This is a genomic window from Pseudomonas sp. P105 (genome assembly GCF_032614175.1).
GTDB classification, from domain to species: domain Bacteria; phylum Pseudomonadota; class Gammaproteobacteria; order Pseudomonadales; family Pseudomonadaceae; genus Aquipseudomonas; species Aquipseudomonas rhizophila.
The window spans coordinates 6,247,871-6,267,908 of the sequence record NZ_CP126693.1 but is presented as its reverse complement, the minus strand read 5'-3'; the positions used below and the strand labels follow the sequence as shown (position 1 = coordinate 6,267,908).

The 20,038-nt window shown below is 59.6% G+C and carries 16 protein-coding genes; 9 read left to right on the top strand and 7 right to left on the bottom strand.

Going from position 1 to position 20,038, the window contains the following annotated elements:
- The first annotated feature begins 153 nt into the window (after nucleotides 1-153).
- The 7 genes from QOM08_RS28165 to nudK all read left to right on the top strand — a co-directional run bounded on the left by QOM08_RS28165 (nucleotide 154) and on the right by nudK (nucleotide 8,638).
- Nucleotides 154-930 (top strand): DeoR/GlpR family DNA-binding transcription regulator, encoded by a 777-nt coding sequence (locus tag QOM08_RS28165; RefSeq protein ID WP_107323172.1) that lies wholly within the window; start codon nucleotides 154-156, stop codon nucleotides 928-930.
- 1 nt (nucleotide 931) lies between these two features.
- Nucleotides 932-2,764 carry a glutamine--fructose-6-phosphate transaminase (isomerizing) gene (glmS, locus tag QOM08_RS28160; RefSeq protein WP_107323171.1) on the top strand — a complete coding sequence of 611 codons (1,833 nt, stop codon included), beginning with the start codon at nucleotides 932-934 and terminating at the stop codon, nucleotides 2,762-2,764.
- A gap of 571 nt (nucleotides 2,765-3,335) precedes the next feature.
- Nucleotides 3,336-4,307, top strand: coding sequence for a tripartite tricarboxylate transporter substrate binding protein (locus QOM08_RS28155; protein ID WP_047226652.1), 972 nt, complete (start codon nucleotides 3,336-3,338; stop codon nucleotides 4,305-4,307).
- A gap of 80 nt (nucleotides 4,308-4,387) precedes the next feature.
- Nucleotides 4,388-4,870 (top strand): tripartite tricarboxylate transporter TctB family protein, encoded by a 483-nt coding sequence (locus QOM08_RS28150; RefSeq protein ID WP_107323169.1) that lies wholly within the window; start codon nucleotides 4,388-4,390, stop codon nucleotides 4,868-4,870.
- 9 nt (nucleotides 4,871-4,879) lie between these two features.
- On the top strand, nucleotides 4,880-6,400 hold the full coding sequence (locus tag QOM08_RS28145) for a tripartite tricarboxylate transporter permease (RefSeq protein ID WP_047226654.1): 1,521 nt from the start codon (nucleotides 4,880-4,882) through the stop codon (nucleotides 6,398-6,400).
- Nucleotides 6,401-6,521: 121 nt separating this feature from the next.
- Entirely contained in the window at nucleotides 6,522-7,949 is a 1,428-nt protein-coding gene (locus tag QOM08_RS28140) for an FAD-binding oxidoreductase (protein WP_316913257.1), read from the top strand.
- Nucleotides 7,950-8,044: 95 nt separating this feature from the next.
- Nucleotides 8,045-8,638: a GDP-mannose pyrophosphatase NudK gene (nudK, locus tag QOM08_RS28135; RefSeq protein WP_047226655.1), complete on the top strand. Its 594-nt coding sequence runs from the start codon at nucleotides 8,045-8,047 to the stop codon at nucleotides 8,636-8,638.
- 71 nt (nucleotides 8,639-8,709) lie between these two features.
- Here nudK and QOM08_RS28130 read toward each other — a convergent pair whose 3' ends face one another.
- Complete coding sequence (locus QOM08_RS28130) at nucleotides 8,710-10,923, bottom strand: LTA synthase family protein (protein ID WP_316912393.1); 2,214 nt, start codon at nucleotides 10,921-10,923, stop codon at nucleotides 8,710-8,712.
- Between the two features lie 280 nt (nucleotides 10,924-11,203).
- On the opposite strand from QOM08_RS28130, the gene QOM08_RS28125 reads away from it, so the two are divergent.
- Nucleotides 11,204-12,106, top strand: coding sequence for a LysR family transcriptional regulator (locus QOM08_RS28125; protein ID WP_316912392.1), 903 nt, complete (start codon nucleotides 11,204-11,206; stop codon nucleotides 12,104-12,106).
- A 125-nt stretch (nucleotides 12,107-12,231) separates the two neighbouring features.
- Nucleotides 12,232-12,858, top strand: a complete 627-nt coding sequence (locus tag QOM08_RS28120; RefSeq protein WP_139048698.1) for a glutathione S-transferase family protein — start codon at nucleotides 12,232-12,234, stop codon at nucleotides 12,856-12,858.
- Between the two features lie 58 nt (nucleotides 12,859-12,916).
- On the opposite strand, the gene QOM08_RS28115 is transcribed toward QOM08_RS28120, so the two are convergent.
- The 6 genes from QOM08_RS28115 to QOM08_RS28090 are packed head-to-tail and all read right to left on the bottom strand — an operon-like array spanning nucleotide 12,917 to nucleotide 20,037.
- Nucleotides 12,917-14,047, bottom strand: a complete 1,131-nt coding sequence (locus QOM08_RS28115) for a glycosyltransferase family 4 protein (protein WP_076383172.1) — start codon at nucleotides 14,045-14,047, stop codon at nucleotides 12,917-12,919.
- Nucleotides 14,048-15,178: a glycosyltransferase family 1 protein gene (locus QOM08_RS28110; protein WP_316912391.1), complete on the bottom strand. Its 1,131-nt coding sequence runs from the start codon at nucleotides 15,176-15,178 to the stop codon at nucleotides 14,048-14,050. It lies immediately after the preceding gene.
- Nucleotides 15,169-16,536: a glycosyltransferase family 4 protein gene (locus QOM08_RS28105; protein ID WP_139048695.1), complete on the bottom strand. Its 1,368-nt coding sequence runs from the start codon at nucleotides 16,534-16,536 to the stop codon at nucleotides 15,169-15,171. The genes QOM08_RS28110 and QOM08_RS28105 overlap by 10 nt, the downstream gene beginning before the upstream one ends.
- Nucleotides 16,533-17,798, bottom strand: coding sequence for an ABC transporter ATP-binding protein (locus tag QOM08_RS28100; RefSeq protein WP_188251908.1), 1,266 nt, complete (start codon nucleotides 17,796-17,798; stop codon nucleotides 16,533-16,535). Before QOM08_RS28100 ends, QOM08_RS28105 begins: the two co-directional genes overlap by 4 nt.
- The gene (locus tag QOM08_RS28095; RefSeq protein WP_316912390.1) at nucleotides 17,798-18,595 is read right to left on the bottom strand and encodes an ABC transporter permease; all 798 of its coding nucleotides are present in this window, start codon (nucleotides 18,593-18,595) and stop codon (nucleotides 17,798-17,800) included. Before QOM08_RS28095 ends, QOM08_RS28100 begins: the two co-directional genes overlap by 1 nt.
- Nucleotides 18,595-20,037 (bottom strand): mannose-1-phosphate guanylyltransferase/mannose-6-phosphate isomerase, encoded by a 1,443-nt coding sequence (locus QOM08_RS28090; RefSeq protein ID WP_316912389.1) that lies wholly within the window; start codon nucleotides 20,035-20,037, stop codon nucleotides 18,595-18,597. Before QOM08_RS28090 ends, QOM08_RS28095 begins: the two co-directional genes overlap by 1 nt.
- Between the last annotated feature and the right edge of the window lies 1 nt (nucleotide 20,038).

Here is a 20,038-nt window from a genome sequence, read left to right as displayed (position 1 = left end):
GCCCCGTGGACGCTGCAATCAATGTGGGAGCGAGCCTGTTCGCGATGGCGTTCATGTTCACCCAGTTTCTGAATTTTTCTGCTCTTGTCTTGACGACATGCTTCCAATAGGTTTTGATTACTTACGTTATCTTTCGAATCGAAACTTATCCTTATGTCCAAGCGCAACACACCACAGCGCCGCCACAACATCCTTGCCTTGCTTCAAGAGCAGGGCGAAGTCAGTGTTGATGAGTTGGCCAAGCGCTTCGAAACCTCGGAAGTTACGATTCGCAAGGATCTCGCCGCGTTGGAAACCAATGGTTTGCTGCTGCGTCGTTACGGTGGTGCGGTCCCCATGCCGCAGGAACTGGTCGCCGATAACGGGCAAGCCGTCTCCAAATACAAACAAGCCATTGCCCGGGCCGCGGTGAAGCGGGTCCGCGAACATGCGCGGATTATCATCGACAGCGGCAGCACCACCGCGGCAATGATTCCTCAGCTCGGACTGCAACCGGGGTTGGTGGTGATGACCAATTCCCTGCATGTCGCCAGTGCCCTGAGCGAGCTGGAGCATGAACCGGTGCTGTTGATGACCGGCGGCACCTGGGATCCTCATTCCGAGTCGTTCCAGGGCCAGGTCGCGGAGCAGGTCCTGCGTTCCTACGATTTCGACCAGTTGTTTATCGGTGCCGATGGCATCGATCTGGTCCGAGGCACCACCACCTTTAACGAACTGTTGGGCCTGAGCCGTGTGATGGCTGAGGTTGCCCGCGAAGTGATCGTGATGGTGGAGGCCGACAAGATCGGCCGAAAAATTCCCAACCTGGAACTGCCGTGGAGCAGCGTCCATACCCTCATTACCGATGATCGCCTGCCCGTGGAGGCCCGCGATCAGATTCAGGCCCGTGGAATCAATGTGATCTGCGCGTCTGCCAGCCAGGAGAAATAGCATGTGTGGAATTGTCGGCGCCGTTGCTGAACGCAACATCACTGCAATCTTGCTCGAAGGCCTCAAGCGCCTCGAATACCGTGGTTATGACAGTGCCGGTGTGGCGGTGTTTACCAACGACGAGAAGCTTGAGCGCATGCGACGCCCTGGCAAAGTCAGTGAGCTGGAGCAAGCGCTGGACGCCGAGCCGCTGGTGGGGCGCCTGGGCATCGCCCACACCCGCTGGGCCACTCACGGTGCGCCGTGCGAGCGTAACGCCCACCCGCATTTCTCCGACAATCTGGCGGTTGTGCACAACGGTATTATCGAGAATCACGAAGCGCTGCGTGAGCAACTCAAGGCACTCGGCTATGTGTTCACCTCCGACACTGACACCGAAGTCATTGCCCACCTGCTCAATCACAAGCTCAAGGAACTGATGGACTTGACTGCGGCGCTCAAGGCCACCGTCAAGGAATTGCATGGCGCCTATGGCTTGGCGGTGATCAGTGCCGAGCAGCCGGATCGACTGGTTGCTGCCCGCAGCGGCAGCCCGTTGGTGATCGGTCTGGGCCTTGGGGAAAACTTCCTGGCTTCCGATCAACTGGCGCTGCGTCAGGTCACTGACCGCTTCATGTACCTGGAAGAGGGCGATATCGCCGAAATTCGCCGCGACAGCGTGCAGATCTGGGACATCGACGGCAAAGCCGTGGAGCGCGAGACCGTTCAATACCGTGACGGCGCCGAAGCCGCCGACAAGGGCGAGTTCCGGCACTTCATGCTCAAGGAGATCCACGAACAACCGGCCGTGGTGCAACGCACCCTGGAAGGCCGCATGAGCCAGAGTCAGGTGCTGGTCCAGGCGTTCGGGCCACAGGCCGCCGAGCTGTTCGCCAAGGTTCGCAACGTGCAGATCGTTGCCTGTGGCACCAGCTACCACGCCGGTATGGTTGCTCGTTACTGGTTGGAAGAGTTGGCCGGTATTCCGTGCCAGGTCGAAGTCGCCAGCGAATTCCGTTACCGCAAAGTGGTGGTGCAACCCGACACCCTGTTCGTCACCATTTCCCAGTCCGGTGAAACCGCCGACACCTTGGCCGCCCTGCGTAACGCCAAGGAGCTGGGTTTCCTCGCCAGCCTGGCGATCTGCAATGTGGGCATCAGCTCGTTGGTGCGCGAATCCGACCTGACCCTGCTGACCCAGGCTGGCCGTGAAATCGGTGTGGCGTCGACCAAGGCGTTCACCACGCAGTTGGTGGGCCTGCTTTTGCTGACCCTGTCTCTGGGACAGGTGCGCGGGACCTTGGGCGAGGGTGTCGAGGCAACATTGGTGGAAGAACTGCGCCGCCTGCCGACCCGTCTGGGCGAAGCCCTGGCGATGGACAGCACCGTGGAAAAAATCGCCGAGTTGTTCGCCGAGAAGAACCACACCCTGTTCCTGGGACGTGGCGCGCAATTCCCGGTGGCGATGGAAGGCGCCCTGAAGCTCAAGGAAATTTCCTATATCCACGCTGAAGCCTATCCGGCCGGTGAACTCAAGCACGGCCCGCTGGCCCTGGTGGATAACGATATGCCCGTGGTCACCGTGGCGCCGAACAACGAGCTGCTGGAAAAGCTCAAGTCCAACCTGCAGGAAGTGCGCGCCCGTGGCGGCCAGCTGATTGTCTTTGCTGACGAGAAGGCCGGCATGACCAATGGTGAAGGTACTCACGTGGTGCACATGCCGCACATCCACGACATCCTGTCGCCGATCCTCTACACGATCCCGCTGCAGTTGTTGTCGTACTATGTCGCCGTACTCAAGGGCACTGACGTCGACCAGCCACGAAACCTGGCCAAGTCCGTGACAGTGGAGTAAGCCTTGGCAGCCGGGGTCGCGGAGGTGGTTTCGTCTCCTCTGCACCCTGGCGTCACCGGTTGCTGCCATCCAGAACCCGGATCCTGAGCGGCACCGCTGATCGCCGCTCGTCTGATCGTCACCCCCGCATTTCTCCTCATGAGCGTAAACATGAGGCCACGTCTTCCCTCTCTCACCGATTCAACGAATATCCGCGTTGACAAAAATTATTTTAGGTGACGATAATCGGCCAAGTCGTACGACAACGTATGACATAAAATAATAAAATCGACGCAGGCCCTGCTATGCCATTCGCTCCGACGGCTCATCAGCATCGCTCTCTGCCCTTTCTGCATAACCGTAGAAGGGCGCATCTCTTCTCGCTTATGCATCCCAGCCAAGCGGGCCATGGCTTTCCAGACAGCCATACTTGTTCGACTCAACCAAATTCCTTGCATCGTTCGCTTCCTGCTGCGCCCCAGTACGGCTTTGCCACTGCGCGCGGGTTGGCAATACGCCCGATTCATCCTCGCGACACCCATACCCAACTCCCTACCAACACCTTTTACGGCAGCATCTCTGGAGAACAATAATGAGAAAAACACTATGCGCCTCTCTCGTCGCTTCCTTCTTGAGCCTTACCGCCGGAGCGGCCGTTGCCGCTGATGCGAGCGACTGGCCGACACGTCCGGTGCAGGTGGTGGTCATTGCCAACGCCGGCGGCGATACCGACTTCAACGCACGGATGATGGCCAAGTACTTCACCAAAGTGACCGGTAAGTCCATGGTCGTCACCAACATGGCCGGCGGGGGCGGCACCATCGCTGCCGACGCGGTCAAGAGCGCGGCGCCAGATGGCAACACCATTCTGTTCACCCACACCGGTCAGATGATCGTTAACGAAGTGGCAGGGTTGTCCGAAGATCGCTTCGATGCATTCGATGTCTCCTGCATCGCGGGCGTTGATAAAGGCGCTGTGTTCGTCTCTGCCAAAAGCTCGGGCATCGACACCCTCGATCAGTTGATTTCACAGGCCAAGGCCAAGCCAGGCACCATCACCTACGGCACCGAGATGGGTAACTTCTCGCACCTGCAAGGCTTGATGTTCGAGAAGCTCGCCGGCGTCAAACTGAAGATGGTCGACAGCGGCACCGTTTCGGAAAAAGTGGTGGCCTTGCTGGGCAAACGCATTGACCTGGGTGCTATCAGCTATGGTTCGGTTCAGGACTACATTGCCAGCGGCAAGATGACCGCTCTGGGGCAGCCTAACGCAGAGCGCAACCCGCTGCTGGGTGACGTCAAGACGTTCAAGGAGCAAGGCGTGGACCTGGTCCTGGACAAGCCTTACATCGTCGCTTTCCCGAAAGGCACAGACCCGGCCATCGTCAAGAAAATGGCTGACACCATGAAGAAAATCACCGAAGAACCTGAATACGCTGAAGAGCTCAAGAAGTCCTTCAAGCAGCCTGTCAGCTTCCAGGGCACCGAAGAAGCCATTGCTACGCTGACCAAGACCCGTGACGACTTCATGCAGTTCAAGGACGAAATGCGTAAAGCCAAGTAAATCCTGGGAAACAGGATGGGGCGCTTACCGAATTGGCCAGCGCCCCTTTGCTCGGCCCTTCAAGTGAAAGAGGATCCTGTATGGATACCTACAAAAGAAATGAATTGTTCGCCGGCCTGGCGATGCTCGGTGCTGGTGTGGCGTACATGTTGTTGACCGCGAATCTGCCGCGTCGCGGTTTTGTCGACGCCGCTTTTGTGCCCTGGATTCTTTCCGGCGCGCTGTGCCTGTTGGGCGTGTTGCAGTTGCTGGCCTGGAGAAAACTGCCCCAGCAACGTGCCGAGCCTGTCGAGCCGGCCGAAGCCGCTGAATCGATCGATTACCCGACGGTTATCAAATCCATCGCCCTGGTGACGCTCTTCACCGCGCTGCTGGAAGTTGTCGGTTTCGTGATCATGACCACGCTTTACCTCTACGCCCAATTCATCGTGTTGACCCCCGCGGATCAGAAGGTCAAGCACGGGCTGTATGCCGTGATCGCGGTCGTTTCAGCAGCGTTGATTTTTGTGATCTTCCGTGAGGGCTTCGATTTGATGCTGCCCACCGGTCTATTGGATTTCTAGGGGACGGTGATGATTGAGCTCCTGCAACAAGGCTTCGGTGCCGTATTCTCGCCCTACGTATTTGTCCTGATCACCCTCGGCGTTGCAGTGGGGATCGTCTTTGGTGCGGTGCCCGGCCTTTCGGCCACCATGGCCATCGCCCTGTGCTTGCCGCTGACCTATTCGATGGGCCCGGCCACGGGTCTGTCACTGCTGGTTGCTCTGTTTGTCGGCGCCACCTCGGGGGGGCTGATTTCAGCGATATTGCTCAACATACCGGGCACGCCGGCCTCCATCGCCACGACGTTCGATGGTTCGCCGATGATGAAAAAGGGCCTGGGCGTCAAAGCCCTGGGCATTGGCGTGGTGTTCTCGTTCCTGGGCACGATTTTCAGCATTGCGGCGTTGATGTTTATCGCCCCGATCCTGGCGGACGTGGCCCTGAGTTTCGGTCCCCATGAATATTTCTCCATTGCCGTTTTTTCGCTGACTCTGATTGCCACACTGTCTACCGGTTCGCTGGTCAAAGGGCTGTTCGCCGGCGCCTTGGGCTTTGCCTTTTCAACCGTCGGGATCGCCCCGGTCGACGCCATTCGGCGTTTCACGTTCGACCTGCCGAGTCTTAACGGTGGCTTCGCCATGCTGACCGTCATGATCGGCATGTTTGCGGTCTCCGAAGTGCTGAAATTCGCCGAGAGCGCCCGCTCAAGCCACCGTGCCAAGCCACAGAACATCAGCATGAAGGGCGTGAAAGGGTTTGGTTTTTCCATCAAGGAGTTCATAAGCCAATTGCCGAACGCGACCCGCTCGGCGTTCATCGGCCTGGGCATCGGGATCCTGCCGGGCATCGGCGCTGGTACCTCGAACATTGTTTCCTACATCGCGGCAAAAAAGCGCTCAAAGCACCCGGAAGAATTCGGTAAAGGCTCCATCGAGGGCGTGGTTGCCAGCGAAACCGCGAACAACGCCGGTATTGGCGGTGCGATGATCCCGCTGCTGACCCTGGGTATTCCCGGAGACACCACCACGGCGGTGATGCTTGGCGGCTTCATGATTCACGGCATCCAGCCTGGCCCGCTGTTGTTCATCAGTCAGGGATCGCTGGTCTACACCATCTTTGCCGCGCTGATTCTGGCTTCGTTGCTGATGTTGGTGCTGGAGTTCTACGGACTGCGCATCTTCATCAAGTTGCTGGCGGTGCCCAAGCACATTCTGTTACCGATCATCCTGGTGCTCTGCGTAGTCGGTGCGTTCGGCCTCAACAGCCGCATCTTCGACGTCTGGGCGGTGCTGCTGTTCGGCCTGATGGGCTATGGCTTCGTCAAAGGTGGACTGCCGATTGCGCCGTTCATCATTGGCTTCATCCTCGGCCCTATGGCTGAAACCAACCTGCGGCGCGGTCTGATGCTCTCGGATGGCAACTTCAGTGGTTTCCTCACCACGCCGATCTCAGCGGTCTTCCTGGCCCTCGCAGCGGCGTCTGTCTCCTGGCACCTGGTGACGGTGATCCGTCACAAGAAAAGTGCCGCCATTGAGCTGATGCGCAGCTAGTTCATCTCAATCGGTCGCTTCCACTGCTGCAACGCACGATGTGCGCTGCAGCAGCCGAATTCAAACGCCGGAGACAGTCATGCAAAACCCCAATTCTCTCTCTTCGGCCGATCTCGACCCGATGGCCTGGGAGACGTTGATCCAAAGCGTCGAGCAAGTGGTCGGCGCGGCGGGGCTGGTGCGTGATCCTGAACTTATGCACAGCTACCTGACTGACTGGCGTAACGCTTACCAAGGCCGGGCCGCACTGGTGGTGCGCCCGGCCACAACCGAAGAAGTGGCGGCGGTGGTGCGGCTTTGCCATGACGCCGGGGTTGCCTTGGTGCCGCAGGGCGGAAATACCGGGTTGTGTGGCGGCTCGATCCCGGATTCGTCTGGTCGTCAGGTGGTGCTGTCGTTGACCCGGATGAAGCGCATCCGCGAAATCGACCTGGCCAATGAAACCATAACGGTCGAGGCCGGGGTGATTCTGCAGCAGTTGCAAGAAGCCGCCAGCCAGGCCGGTCGCTTGTTCCCGCTGTCACTGGGGGCCGAAGGCAGTTGCACGGTGGGCGGCAATCTGGCCACCAATGCCGGCGGCACGGCCGTGCTGCGTTACGGCAACATGCGCGAGCTGACCCTTGGGCTTGAGGTGGTATTGCCGGATGGACGTGTCTGGCACGGCTTGCGAGGTTTGCGCAAAGACAACACCGGCTACGACCTCAAGCATCTATTCATTGGCTCGGAAGGTACGCTTGGGATTATCACGGCGGCGGTACTCAAGTTGTTTCCGGCCACCCATAGCACGGCCACCGCTTGGGTCGCACTGCCCACGCCGCAGGCCGCGGTGGACCTGATCGGGCATGTTCGCAGCCTGTGCGCCGACCGTCTGACGGGCTTTGAGATGATGTCGCGCCAGAGCCTGGAGTTCGTCCTGGATCATGTGGCCGGTTGCTGTGACCACTTGCAAGGGCGGCACCCGTGGTACGCCCTGATCGAATTGCGCGACACGGTGCCCGACGCACCTTTGGACCTGTTGCTTGAAAGTGGCCTGGGCCATGCATTTGAGGCCGGGTGGGTGATTGATGCCGTGATCGCCAGCAACCAGACTCAGGCTGCGGCATTGTGGGCTCTGCGCGAAGGTATTTCCGAGGCGCAGAATCATGAAGGTCCAAGCCTCAAGCATGACATCAGCGTGCCCGTCAGCCAGATTCCGGCGTTCATCGAGCGTACCGATAGCGCCTTGCAACAGGCGTTTCCCGGCGTACGCATTGTTTCCTACGGTCACATGGGTGATGGCAACCTGCACTACAACATCAGCAAGCCGCTGGGCCATGCCGATGCCCCGTTCAAGGCCCAGGAACAAGCGATCATGCAGGTCATCTACCAGATGACGAGCGCTTTCAATGGCAGCATCAGTGCCGAACATGGCCTGGGGCAAGCCAAGCCGGACGCGGCGGCTCATTTCAAGGATCCGCTGGAGATCGAGTTGATGCGTGCCATCAAGCACACGCTGGATCCGACCGGGTTGATGAACCCCGGCAAGGTGTTTGCCACCGGGCTGGAGTGATCGATCCTGCCTCTGCTAGCCTGCCTCAATCATGGCAGGCCGTCGGCCTTTACGGCCACTCTGCCGCTTTCAGACACTGGACATGGAACGGCTGAATGACTCAGATAAGCACCAAAGATCGCGTGCGCATCAAGAAAGTCGAAGTGCTCTCGGACAACTGGTACGTGCTGCGCAAAACCACCTACGACTACCTCGGCCGCGATGGCCAGTGGCGCGAACTGGCCCGCGAGACCTACGATCGGGGCAACGGCGCGACCATCCTGCTGTACAGCAAGGCCAAGCAAACCGTGGTGCTGACCCGGCAGTTCCGCTTCCCGGCCTTCGTCAATGACCACGATGGTCTGTTGATCGAAACCTGTGCCGGCCTGCTGGATAACGACGACCCGCACACCTGCATCCGCAAGGAAACCCAAGAGGAAACCGGCTATATCGTCCAGGATGTACGCAAGGTGTTCGAGGCATTCATGAGCCCAGGGTCGGTGACAGAACGCCTGCATTTTTTCGTCGGCGAATACTTCGACGAAGATAAACAGCATGAGGGCGGCGGGCTGGAAGCCGAGGGCGAGGAGATCGAAGTGTTGGAGATGTCTCTCGACAAGGCGCTGGGCATGATCGAAACCGGGGATATCTGCGACGGCAAGACCATCATGCTGTTGCAGTACGCCAAGCTGCATGGGTTGCTGGATTAGCCTGCTTCATTGATCAATTCAGCCCAGGACGATGTAAGGCGCAGCGTAGGTCATTGGCTGCGCGATGTCATTCAACTGGACTGGGCGTCACTGTCTTCCTGGACGAGGTTCAGGTAATCCGAGGGTTCTGTCTGCTCCGGCAGTTCGGTCACGACACTGAAGTCACTGATTTCGATGGCGCCCACCCCGTGCCCCAGCAGATGGAAAGAGAAGGCCTTGCGGGGTTGCGGGTTATCGAAACGGATGTTCATCACCAGCGGCTGTTCGGGCGTCACCGCCACTTCCGTCGGCAGGTCGATCGCTACATCCTGCTCGAACTCTTTGGCCTTGAGGGAAATATAGGCCGCATTGTCCGGACCCAGGGCGCGGATGGTCAGGCTGACGCGGGTCTGTGAGCCCTTGGGCATCTCCAGGTATTGGGCACCGATCAGGTTGTCGGTCCAGTCGTTGGTGATTTGGGCCGGAAGCGGGATTTGATCGGCGCTACCAAACTGATAATGCTGGTTGAGCGGTGTATGGAGCAGGGTGCGGTCCAGGGCCGTGGCCCGCGCGCTGATCAACCTGGCCCGTTGACCGCTGTATTGCCCGCCGTAAGTGGCGCGCTCCGTGATGAAACCTTCGCTGGTGTAATAGCGGCAGCGCTGCAGGAAATCGCATTCGGTGAAAGTGCTCTTGCCATCGTGGTAGCGCAGCTTGCCATTGGTGAACGACATGATTTCCCGGCCCGTTGCGTAGTCCCGGAACAACGAGCGACCGGACAATGACTTGGGCACTTTGAAACCGAAGTAATCGAGGACCGAGGCGCTCAGGTCCACATGACCGTAGACCCCCGACTTGACCCGGGGCAATGGCTCCGGCGCCAATGTCAGGTTGAAACCCCAGGATGACGCCAGGCGTACATCGTCGATGCCGTGGGATTCGTCCGAGGTGATGATCACCAGGGTGTCTTTCAGCACGCCTTGGCGTTCCAGCCCCGACATGAAGCTGTCCAGTGCGTCATCCAGGTAACCGACGGCCGCCTGCTTGGTGGTGTCGTAGCGTTGCAGGTAGTCATCCGGCGCTGAGTAGGGCTGGTGCGTGCCCACCGTCAGCAGCGTAAGCATCCAGGGCTTCTTTGCCTTTTGCAGTTGCCCGACGTAATCCAGCGCGCCCTCGAAGAATGTCTTGTCGTCCTTGCCCCAAGGGAATTCCAGGTAGGCAGGTTTGGTGAACCAGTCCATGCCCAGAGTGGTGTCGAAGCCGATGTGCGGCATGATCCGGTCCTTGGCCATGAACCGCAGGCCCGCACCTTGCAGGAAGTGCGTGGAGAACCCGTTGCGGCGCAACTGGGCCGGCAGGCAGGCCTGGTTGCGCCGGCTCAGGTTCAACATCTCGACGCCTTTGGGCGTGCCGTCGTCGAATTTGTCGTAGTCGCCACACAGCATCGAATACAGGCCACGAATGGTCTGATGATTGTGCAGGACGTAATCGGGTGTATTCATGCCGCGCTTGGCCCAGGCACTGAGGTGCGGCATCAGGTCCTCCTGATAGCTGCTTTTCAGGGCCTGACGGTTGACGCCCACGTAGGCGCCGGGAACGCCTTCCAGGGTGATGATCAGGACGTTGCGGGCCCGGCCCGGTGCAGGCAGGATTTTCTGACCTTCAAGATCGAGCCGGGTAAGACCCTCCATGGGCGGGGCTTGAACCACTGTGTCATCTTCAAGCCATAGCTGGGTTCGATCCTGCCCGGCGGCAACGGCCGCCGTGACGAGTTGGTGGGGAAGATTGAACAGGTTCCATTGGTCTGCCTCACTGGGTCGCCAGGTTTGCACCACACTGTGGCTCAGCAAAAGCACTACCGGCAGCGCCCAGGCGTGGCGCGGCAAGCGAGGCGCCATATACAACCGGCGGGGCCATTGGACGATCAGCCAGACCATCAACGCAACCAGTTGCACCCCTGCCAGCCAGGGATGGGCGAAGCCGCCGCTGGTGGAGTTTTCGACGAATTGCGGGTCGGTCAGGTAATGCAGGTCCGATGGGGTGGGCATGCGCCCGACAGCACTGACCAGTTCGATGCTGGCCAGCGTCAGCATGCTCCAGATCAGCAAAATGGGTAATGCCACCCACCAGGGACGACGGTAAAGCAGCACGATCAGCAACCCGCCCATGCCCAGGTCAGACAGATAGCCCAGCGGATCGGACCATCCCAGCGAGAGGCGCAGGCCCATTGGGATGATTAATACACATCCGGCCAGGGCGATGAGGGGGGCAAGGGGGTGCGTGAAGCCGCGGTAAAAAACATTCACAAAAAGGGGCCTTCCGATGGACGCCAGTCAGGCACGCATCTTGTGGACACGGGCTTGCGAGCAAGCCCGTGTCCACAAGACCTACGCCATGGTTCGAGTCATTAAATTGTCATGAAAGTATGCTCGATGGTACCAAGCATAGTCGCAATTGACCGGGTCGATGTGCCGATGCCCGATCGCGTTGCGCTGTGGTTCGCTGGCGCAGCCCCCTACAATGGCGGTGCGGCGCTGATTTGAGGTGCGCAGCCAACTTGTATCAAGGTTTCTCATTGGGGGATGAATGGACAGGTTTCAGGAAATGCAGGTTTTTGTCGCCGTGGCCCAGGACTCCGGTTTCTCGGCGGCTGCGCGACGCCTGGGCCTGTCGGCGGCCAGCGTCACACGCGCCGTGGCGGCGTTGGAGCAGCGTATCGGTACGCCCTTGCTGGTGCGCACCACCCGCAACGTATACCTGAGCGAAGCGGGCCAGCGCTTTCTCGAGGACTGCCGCCGAATTCTGGCGGATTTGCAGGAAGCCGAGGATTCAGCGGTCGGCAGTCACGCCCAGCCCCGCGGGCAATTGACGATTACCGCCCCGGTGCTGTTTGGTCAGTTGTTTGTCACGCCGGTGCTGGTCGATTACCTGCAGCAATTCCCCGAGGTCGGCATCAATGCCTTATTGCTGGACCGTATCGTCAGCATGGTCGAGGAGGGCATCGACATTGCCATACGCATTGGCGAGTTGCCCGACAGCAGTCAGCACGCCGTGGGTGTGGGTGAAGTACGACGGGTGGTTTGCGGTTCCCCCGATCTCTTCGCTCGCCATGGCCGACCCGCACACCCGCAGGATCTGGAGCACATGCCGGTAGTCGCCTCATCGGCCACCGGTCAGATCAGAAACTGGACGTTCATCGACACAGGGCAACCGCTCTCTGTGCGACCCGCGCCGAGACTGGTGGTCACGGCCAACCAGGCCGCAATCACGGCGGCCTGTCAGGGGTTGGGGTTGACTCGGGTCTTGTCTTATCAGGTGGCGGGCAACGTTGCCAACGGGGAACTGGAGATCGTTCTGGCTGACTTCGAACTGCCGCCCCTGCCGATCCATGTGGTGTACCAAGGTGGACGCAAAGCGCCGGCGCGAGTACGCAGTTTTGTTGACTTTACCGTCCGTGCATTGCGTGAGCACCCGGCCTTGAAAGGCTGAGACATTGTTTCGCTGTTTGAAACAATGGATTGCATATTCGGGTGATTCTCTAGTCTTCAGTCGAAGCGGAAGATGACCCCATCGACGCCGTTCTGCTGATGGCGTCACTTGCAACGGAGTCGACCATGAATCCCATCAAGCTTTATCACTTTCCGCTTTCCGGCCACGCGCATCGCGTTCAGTTGATGCTTTCCTTGCTCGGGTTGCCCGTCGAGGTGGTTTTTGTTGACCTGGCCAAAGGCGAACAAAAACAGGCAGATTTCCTGGCCATTAATGCCTTTGGCCAAGTGCCGGTCATTGACGATGACGGTATGGTGCTGGCCGATTCCAACGCCATCCTGGTGTACCTGGCAAGCAAGTATGGCAAGGGTCGCTGGTTGCCAACGGATCCGGTCGGCGCCGCTCGGGTACAGCGCTGGTTGTCGGTGGCGGCCGGGCCGCTCCATGCAGGGCCGGCCGCGGCGCGATTGATTACGGTGTTCGGCGCGCCTTACAACGCAGAGGAGGTGATCGCCCGTTCCCACAGCCTGCTCAAAGTCATTGATCAGCACTTGAGCAGCAGCGCGTATCTGACAGGTGACGTTGCGACGATTGCCGATGTTGCCGGCTACAGCTACATCGCCCATGCCCCGGAGGGCAATGTGTCGCTGGAAGACTACCCCCACGTACGTGCATGGCTGGGGCGGATCGAGGCCTTGCCCGGGTTCGTCGGTATGCCGCGTACGGTTGCCGGGTTGCAACAGCACGCCTGAAAATGCACTGAGCCATCTTGAGGCGAGGGGATTTATCCACTCGCCTCATCGGCGAATGTTACGCGTAGGAAAGCGCCTTTTGCTCCAGCAACGCCTCATACAGTTGCAGCCATTTGCGGCCCATCTCCTCGGAGGTGAACAACTGCCGGTAACGCTCTTCGGCCCTGATGCCCATTTCCCTGGCCTGTGCCGGGTTGTCCCACAGGGTACGCATCGCTTCCCGGAAAGCTTCGGGGTTGCTGGGGGGCACCACCAGGCCGGTTTCATTGTGGATATTGATGTAGCTGGTGCCGGTGCCGATCTCGCTGGAAATCATCGGTTTACCATACATCGCGCCTTCGAGCAGGGAGATGCCAAACGCTTCAGAGCGCAGGTGTGAGGGGAACACGATGGCGTAGCTCAGCTCCAGCAATGCCACCTTGTCTTCATCGCCCAGGCGTCCGAGGAAGTGCAGGTTGCGCAGGCCCAGCGCCTGTGCCTGGGCATGCAGTTCTTTCTCCAGCGGGCCTGCACCGACGATGACCACCGGATAATCCACGCCTTTGAGGGCGTCGAGCAGAATGTGCAGGCCCTTGTAATAACGCATCACCCCCACGAACAGAAAGAAGCGCTCGCCCAGTTTCGCTTTCCACTGTGCGATGCGTTCAGCGTCACGCTGTGGATAACTGGCTTTGTTCAAGCCATAGGTAATGACCTGGGTCTTATCGCGGTACTCCTTGAGCACGTCGCTGGTATGCACATAGTTAGGTGATGCCGCGACGATGCGATCCGCGCCGTTCAAGAAGCGTCGCATCAGGGGGCGATACAGTTTCAGCAGGTGCCGCTGACGCACGATGTCCGAATGGTAGGTGACCACATAGGGTTTTTTCAGTGCGCTGCAAAAATGCACCAGGTCCATGAATGGCCAGGGGAAGTGGTAGTTGATTACGTCTGCTTCGGCAGCCAGCTCGCGGAATTTCTTGAAAACACTGTAGGAAAACCCGGTGGAGGCCAGTTGGAAGTCCATCCGGGCCTGATGAACCTTATGCTGTCGGATGCTGATCGGACCCGGCGCCGGATCGTTGCTCAGCGTCAGCACGGTGTTATCGATGCCCAATCGGTCACTGCTGTCGCACAGCTGGAAAATAACCTGTTCGATACCGCCCATGGAGTCAGGCAGATAGGTTTTGTAAAAGTGCAGGACTCGCATTCAACCTCCCAGAACCTGGCGATACGCCTGGGCGGTCACCTTTGCACACCGTTGCCAGGAAAAAAGCGCTGCTTGTTGCAACCCGGCTTCACGACACGCCTGCCAATGCAGGCGATCTTCGATCAACCGGCCCATGGCTTCGCGCATGCCTTGGGGATCGTCGGGGTCGCAATAATTGCCGGCCGCCCCGGCCACTTCCGGCATCGCCGAGCAGCGGGTGGTAATCACCGGGGTGCCGCTGGCCATGGCTTCGAGCACCGGCAGGCCAAAGCCTTCATAGCGCGACGGAAAAATCAGTGCACGTGCCCCTGCCAATAGCTGGGCAACCTGTTCGTCGGGCAAGTAGCCCGCGAGACAAACATGGCCTCCGGCCAGGGCATTTTTCAACTCGTCGCTGAGTTGTGCGCGCTGCCATCCGCTCATTCCTACGATGAACAAAGGGAACGTCTGACGGACGGATTCGGGTAGCCTGGCGTGGGCGCGCAGGGCCAGCGACAGGTTCTTGCGTGGCTCCAGGGTGCCGACACACAGAAAATATCGGCCCGCTTCCAGCCCATGGGCTTTGAGAACCCCATCGATGGCTTCGGGTTCGCGTGGATGGAAACGTGCAGCAGCCCCCAGCGGGGCGACTCTCAAGCGTTCCGCGCAAAGGCCGAAGTGTTCTCGGGCTTCATCGGCGATGAACTGCGAGTCCGTCAGAATCAGCTGCGACTGCTCTACCGCACGGCTGAGCCGACGCTCGATTTCCCTCAGTCGTGCCGGTGGTTGCGTCTCGGGGTAGCGCAGGTGCGTCAGGTCATGCAGCGTCATCACCGTCGGCCCTTCGAAGGCCAGGGGCCACAGGCTCGGTTCGTGATACAGGTCGATGGCACGGGAACGGCCCTGATCGAAGCGTTTCTGTTCCAGCCAGCGCCGCGCCCGATAGGCCCCCGGTACCTGGCGCAGCAAAGGTGTAAGCCGCGAGTAACCAGGCGTGGCCGCTTGCGGCAACTGCGAGCTCCAGCCCCAGCCATGGAACAATGACAGCTGTACATCCGGCTCCTGGGCCAGGGCAGTGGCCAGTTCCGCCACGTATTGGCCGATGCCTGTGCGTGGCGCCTGGAGGATCCGGGCGTTCAGAGCTATTCGCATGCTGTTTCCCTGTCGAGGATCACTTCATCAATGTGTCGCTCGATTCGCTCCACCAATTGCGCACTGGCCTGGCGCCAGCTCAGCCATTGCCATTGATCGAGGGGACGACTGGCCGGGAAAACCCCGCTGTTTTCCATGCCGGTCACCAGGTCTGCCAGGCTCTGGGGATCTTCGAGATTGAAATAGGCCATGAATTCACCGCCGATTTCCCGAAATACCTCAATGTCGCTGCCCATCGCCGGCAAGCCGCGCTGCATGGCCTCCACCAGCGGCAGACCAAAGCCTTCAACGTAGGAGGGGAACACCAGCGCAGTGGCATGTTGGTAAGCGTGTTCCAGGCTATGGTCCGAAAGATTGTTGAACATAAACAGGCGGCTGTTGAGTTGCGGGTGACGCCTTATGCGCTCGATCAAGTCCTCACATTTCCAGCCTATTTTTCCGACGATGCATAACCTTGCCTTTGAGCCGGCAGCCCAGGCGCGTTCGAACGCATCGAGCAGGTAAGCGTGGTTCTTGCGTGGTTCGATGGTGCTGACCATCAGGAACACTGGCTCGGGCTGCGTGAATACTCGCAGCAGTTTGCTGTCGATGGCGCTGGTGGCATCCACCAAATCCAGTTCGCTGCCCAAGTGGAAATAGTCGAACCAACGTTCACGTACCTGTTGCTCGCCAATACGCCGTACCATTTCCTCGCGAAGCTGGTCTCGGATGGTGGTGGAGATCGCGATGTAGCCATCGGCGGTGCGGGCGATCCAGTCGAACCAATGGTTGAACACCTTGACCAGCCCGGCGTCGCAGAACTGTGGATGGGTCAGGGGAATCAGGTCGTAGACCACCGAGATGATCCCGACGCCCTCACGCTTGAGCTTTTCGGCCAAGGGGAAGAAGCCTGAGTGCCAGGAGGAGTCGAGCAACACCAGTTGGTCACCGGCTCTATGCTCCAGCGGTACGCTACGTGTCGGGACTTGCTGGCGTTTGAGGAGGCGATCGAGTACTCGGATCGGAATGCTCAGGCACCCCAGAGCGAACAACCGGCAGCCGACGTACAACAGGCGACGAGCCCAAACTGACTGGTTGAATGGGCGTCGCCGCTCGAGGGTCCGCTGTCTGAGCCATAACAGGTTGGCGAACTGTTCCAGCCCTGCTCGCAAGCCGACCAGATCCAGCCCCTTTGTGGGCAGAGGAGCCAGACTTTTAACTTCGTACAACTTACCTTGCAGCATCACCACGGGAATGCATTCGCACTCCTGATTTATGGTCGGCAGCTCGCGGATAACGTTGCGCACCACCCGCTGGATTCCGGAATTGTCATTCGGATGATCGTACACATAGGTGCAGTCCACCAGCAGGCGGGTCATGGCAATTCCTTTTGCGTCAGTTCCTCGGCCGCTGGTAATGCGGTGCGCTGGATGCTGGTGCGGGCCTGCAGCCACGAACAGCCAACGAAATCTTCCTGGCGATTGTTGATGACGTGGAACACCAGCCCGTAGTCGCGCCATTCGAAGTTGCGGTCCAGGTGCGAATCCAGTCGGGACAGGCTCAGCGCGACAGAGTAATTGCCCTTGCCCAGGCGCATGTCGAAACTGAAACGGAAGGTGACGTGTTCGCCGGCCTTGAGGTCGGTCACGGCTTTATCCTGGCGATGGGTGTTGATGCCGTACATGGGCTGGCCGAGGCGGTCCTTGATCAGGAAACCCAGCACCAGCCGCTCGATGTCCTGGCGGATTTCGACCCGCACCTGCAACACCATCGGCTGGCCGATTTCGGCCACTTCCACCGGCTGGCCCTGACTGTTCAACAGCTGTACATCAACAATGCCGGCCTCGCCGGTGCCGGAGATGGTACGTACCTGGCCGTTGGCGAGCATTTCCTGGCGGACGATCTGGCCCTCGCGCTGGGCCAGCATCGCGTTGTAATAATCCATCACCTCTTCCGGCTTGCCGCGCATGGCCATGCGCCCGTGCTCCAGCAGGATGGCGGTGTCGCAGATCGACTGAATCGCCGAGCGGTCGTGGGACACGATCAGCAGCGTCGTACCGGCCTTGCGAAAACTGCGGATGCGCTCAAAGCTTTTATGCTGGAAGTAGGCGTCACCCACCGACAGGGCTTCATCGACGATCAGGATATCCGGGCGGCGGGCCGTGGCGACGCTGAAGGCCAGGCGCATTTGCATGCCACTGGAATAGGTGCGTACCGGCTGGTCGATGGCCGCGCCGATTTCGGCAAAACCTTCGATCTGCGGCATCAATGATTCGATTTCCTCCACCTGCATGCCCAGCAACTGCCCGGCCATGAAAGCGTTCTGGCGGCCGGTGAAGTCCGGGTGGAACCCCATGCCCAGCTCCAGCAACGCCGCGACGCGGCCACGCAATTGAATGTGGCCGCAGGTGGGTTGCGTGGTGCCGGTGATCATTTTGAGCAACGTGCTTTTGCCCGCGCCGTTGACCCCGACGATGCCGACGGCTTCACCGGGCTGGATCTCGAAATCGACGCCCTGCAGGACCCAGTGCAATTGATGACGCGGGCGGGAAAAGGGAATCAGCCATTCGAACAACCGGCTCCAGCGGTTCGGATACTGCTTGTAGGCCTTGCCCAGGCCACTGACGCGTAAATGCCCCATCAGAGTTCATCCACCATTTCACCGCCGCGGCGTCGAAACATCCGCAAACCGGTGACGCACATCAGTAGGCCGATGACCAACAGCGGTGTCAGCGAACTCCAGACCGGCCACTGGTTGTAGAGAAACAGATTCTGGTAACTCTGCATCAGCGCTGTCATGGGGTTGAGGGCCAGCAGTTGCTGGATCGACGGCGGAAGGATGGTCATCGGGTAAACAATGGGCGTCAGCCAGAACCAGAATTGCAGGCAAATGCCGAACAGTTGCCCGACATCGCGAAAGAACACATTGAGAATCCCCAGCAACATGCTCAGCCCGGCGGCGAACATCACCTGCAGGGCCAGCAATGGCACCAGCGCCAGCAACGTCATCCCTGGCCAGCGGCCGGTGATCAACAGGAAACCGAGAAAAAGGCCGAGGATGATCGCGAAGTTGATCCCGGCGTTGAACAGCACAATCACCGGCAGGCAGATCCTGGGAAAGCTGATCTTCTTCAGCAGATTGGCGTTTTCCAGAAACATGCCCTGACTGCGGGTCGTGATCTCGGCGAAGAACCCCCAGGTCAGCAGCCCGGCGCAGAGGTAGACGCTGTAGGCCATGCCATCGTCCACCCCCGGCAGGCGGGCGCGCATGATGTGGGAAAAAATCACGGTGTAGACGAGGATCATCGACAGCGGGTTGAGCACGGTCCACAACGCGCCGAACAAAGAGTTGCGATAGCGCGCCTGGAATTCGCGCTTGACGCTGCCGAGGACAAAACCGCGGTAGCTCCACAGTGCACGGTGCAAGGTCAGCAACATCAGACGGCCCTGCCGTAGTGATCCTCGAAGCGCACGATGTCATCTTCTCCCAGGTACTCACCGCTCTGGACTTCGATGATCACCAGGTCGATGACGCCGGGGTTCTCCAGCCGATGGCGGTGCCCGGCGGGGATGAACGTCGATTCGTTCTTGGCCACCAGATGAGCTTCAGAGCCATTGTTGGTGACCTTGGCCATGCCTTCGACGACCACCCAATGTTCGTTGCGGTGATGATGCATTTGCAGGGACAGCGCTGCGCCTGGCTTGACCACGATGCGCTTGATCTTGAAGCGCGGGCCCTGTTCCAGCACGGTGTAGCTGCCCCATGGACGGCTGACCGTGCGATGCAGGCGATAGGATTCGTGTTCCTTGTCCTTGAGCTGGCGCGCGACGCGGCGTACATCCTGGGCCCGGTCGGAATGGGCGACGAGGATGGCGTCGGCGGTATCGATGATGATCAGGTTTTCCACACCGAGCGCGGCCACCAACCGTCCCTCACTCTGGACATAGTTGTTCTGGCTGTCGATGAACAACGCCTCACCGCTGACGCGGTTGTTCTGTGCATCGGCGGGCACCAGATCGGCGACGGCACTCCAGGAGCCGATGTCGCTCCAATCGAATGCGGCAGGGACCACCACCACATTACTGGAGCGCTCCATCAAGGCGTAGTCGATGGAGATGTCCGGCATTTCGGAAAAATGCGCGGCGGACAGTTCCTGTTGCACGCAACCTGATGTCTCCACGGCCGTGCTCGCGGCTATGCAGGCGCGAGCCTGTTCCAGCAACGCCGGGGCGTGGTTCTGCAATTCCGCCAACAGGGTTTTGACTGAAAAACAGAACATGCCCGAGTTCCACAGGAAACGGCCGCTTTCCAGATAGTGTGTTGCGGTTTGCAGGTCGGGTTTTTCGACGAAGCGTACGACCTTGGCAGCGCCCTGGGTATCCAGGGGTTTGCCCCGTTCTATATAGCCGAAGCCGGTTTCCGGTGTCGTGGGCAGTACGCCGAAGGTCACCAGGTAACCGCTTTTGGCCAGTTGCGTGGCATGCTCCACGCTAGCCTTGAAGGCCGCCTCGTTCTGGATCAGGTGGTCTGCGGGCATCACCATCAGGATGGCATCGTCACCGTGCAGTGCTTGTACCGCGAGCGTCGCCGTGGCGATGGCCGGCGCGGTGTTGCGGCCTGTCGGTTCAAGTACGAAATGGCCGCGATGGCGTGCCAGATGGGCGCTTTGGTAGTGGTCGCGGCTCTGAAAGTAATACTCGCGATTGGTCACGGTAACGATGTCGCCGCGGCCGTCGAACAACCCGGCGGCGCGTCGGTAGGTCTTGCTCAGCAGCGACTGGCCGTCAGGCAGGATCATGAAGGGTTTGGGATGGCCCTCGCGGGACATCGGCCACAACCTCGTGCCGGCACCGCCGGAGAGAATCATGGGAATCAGCATG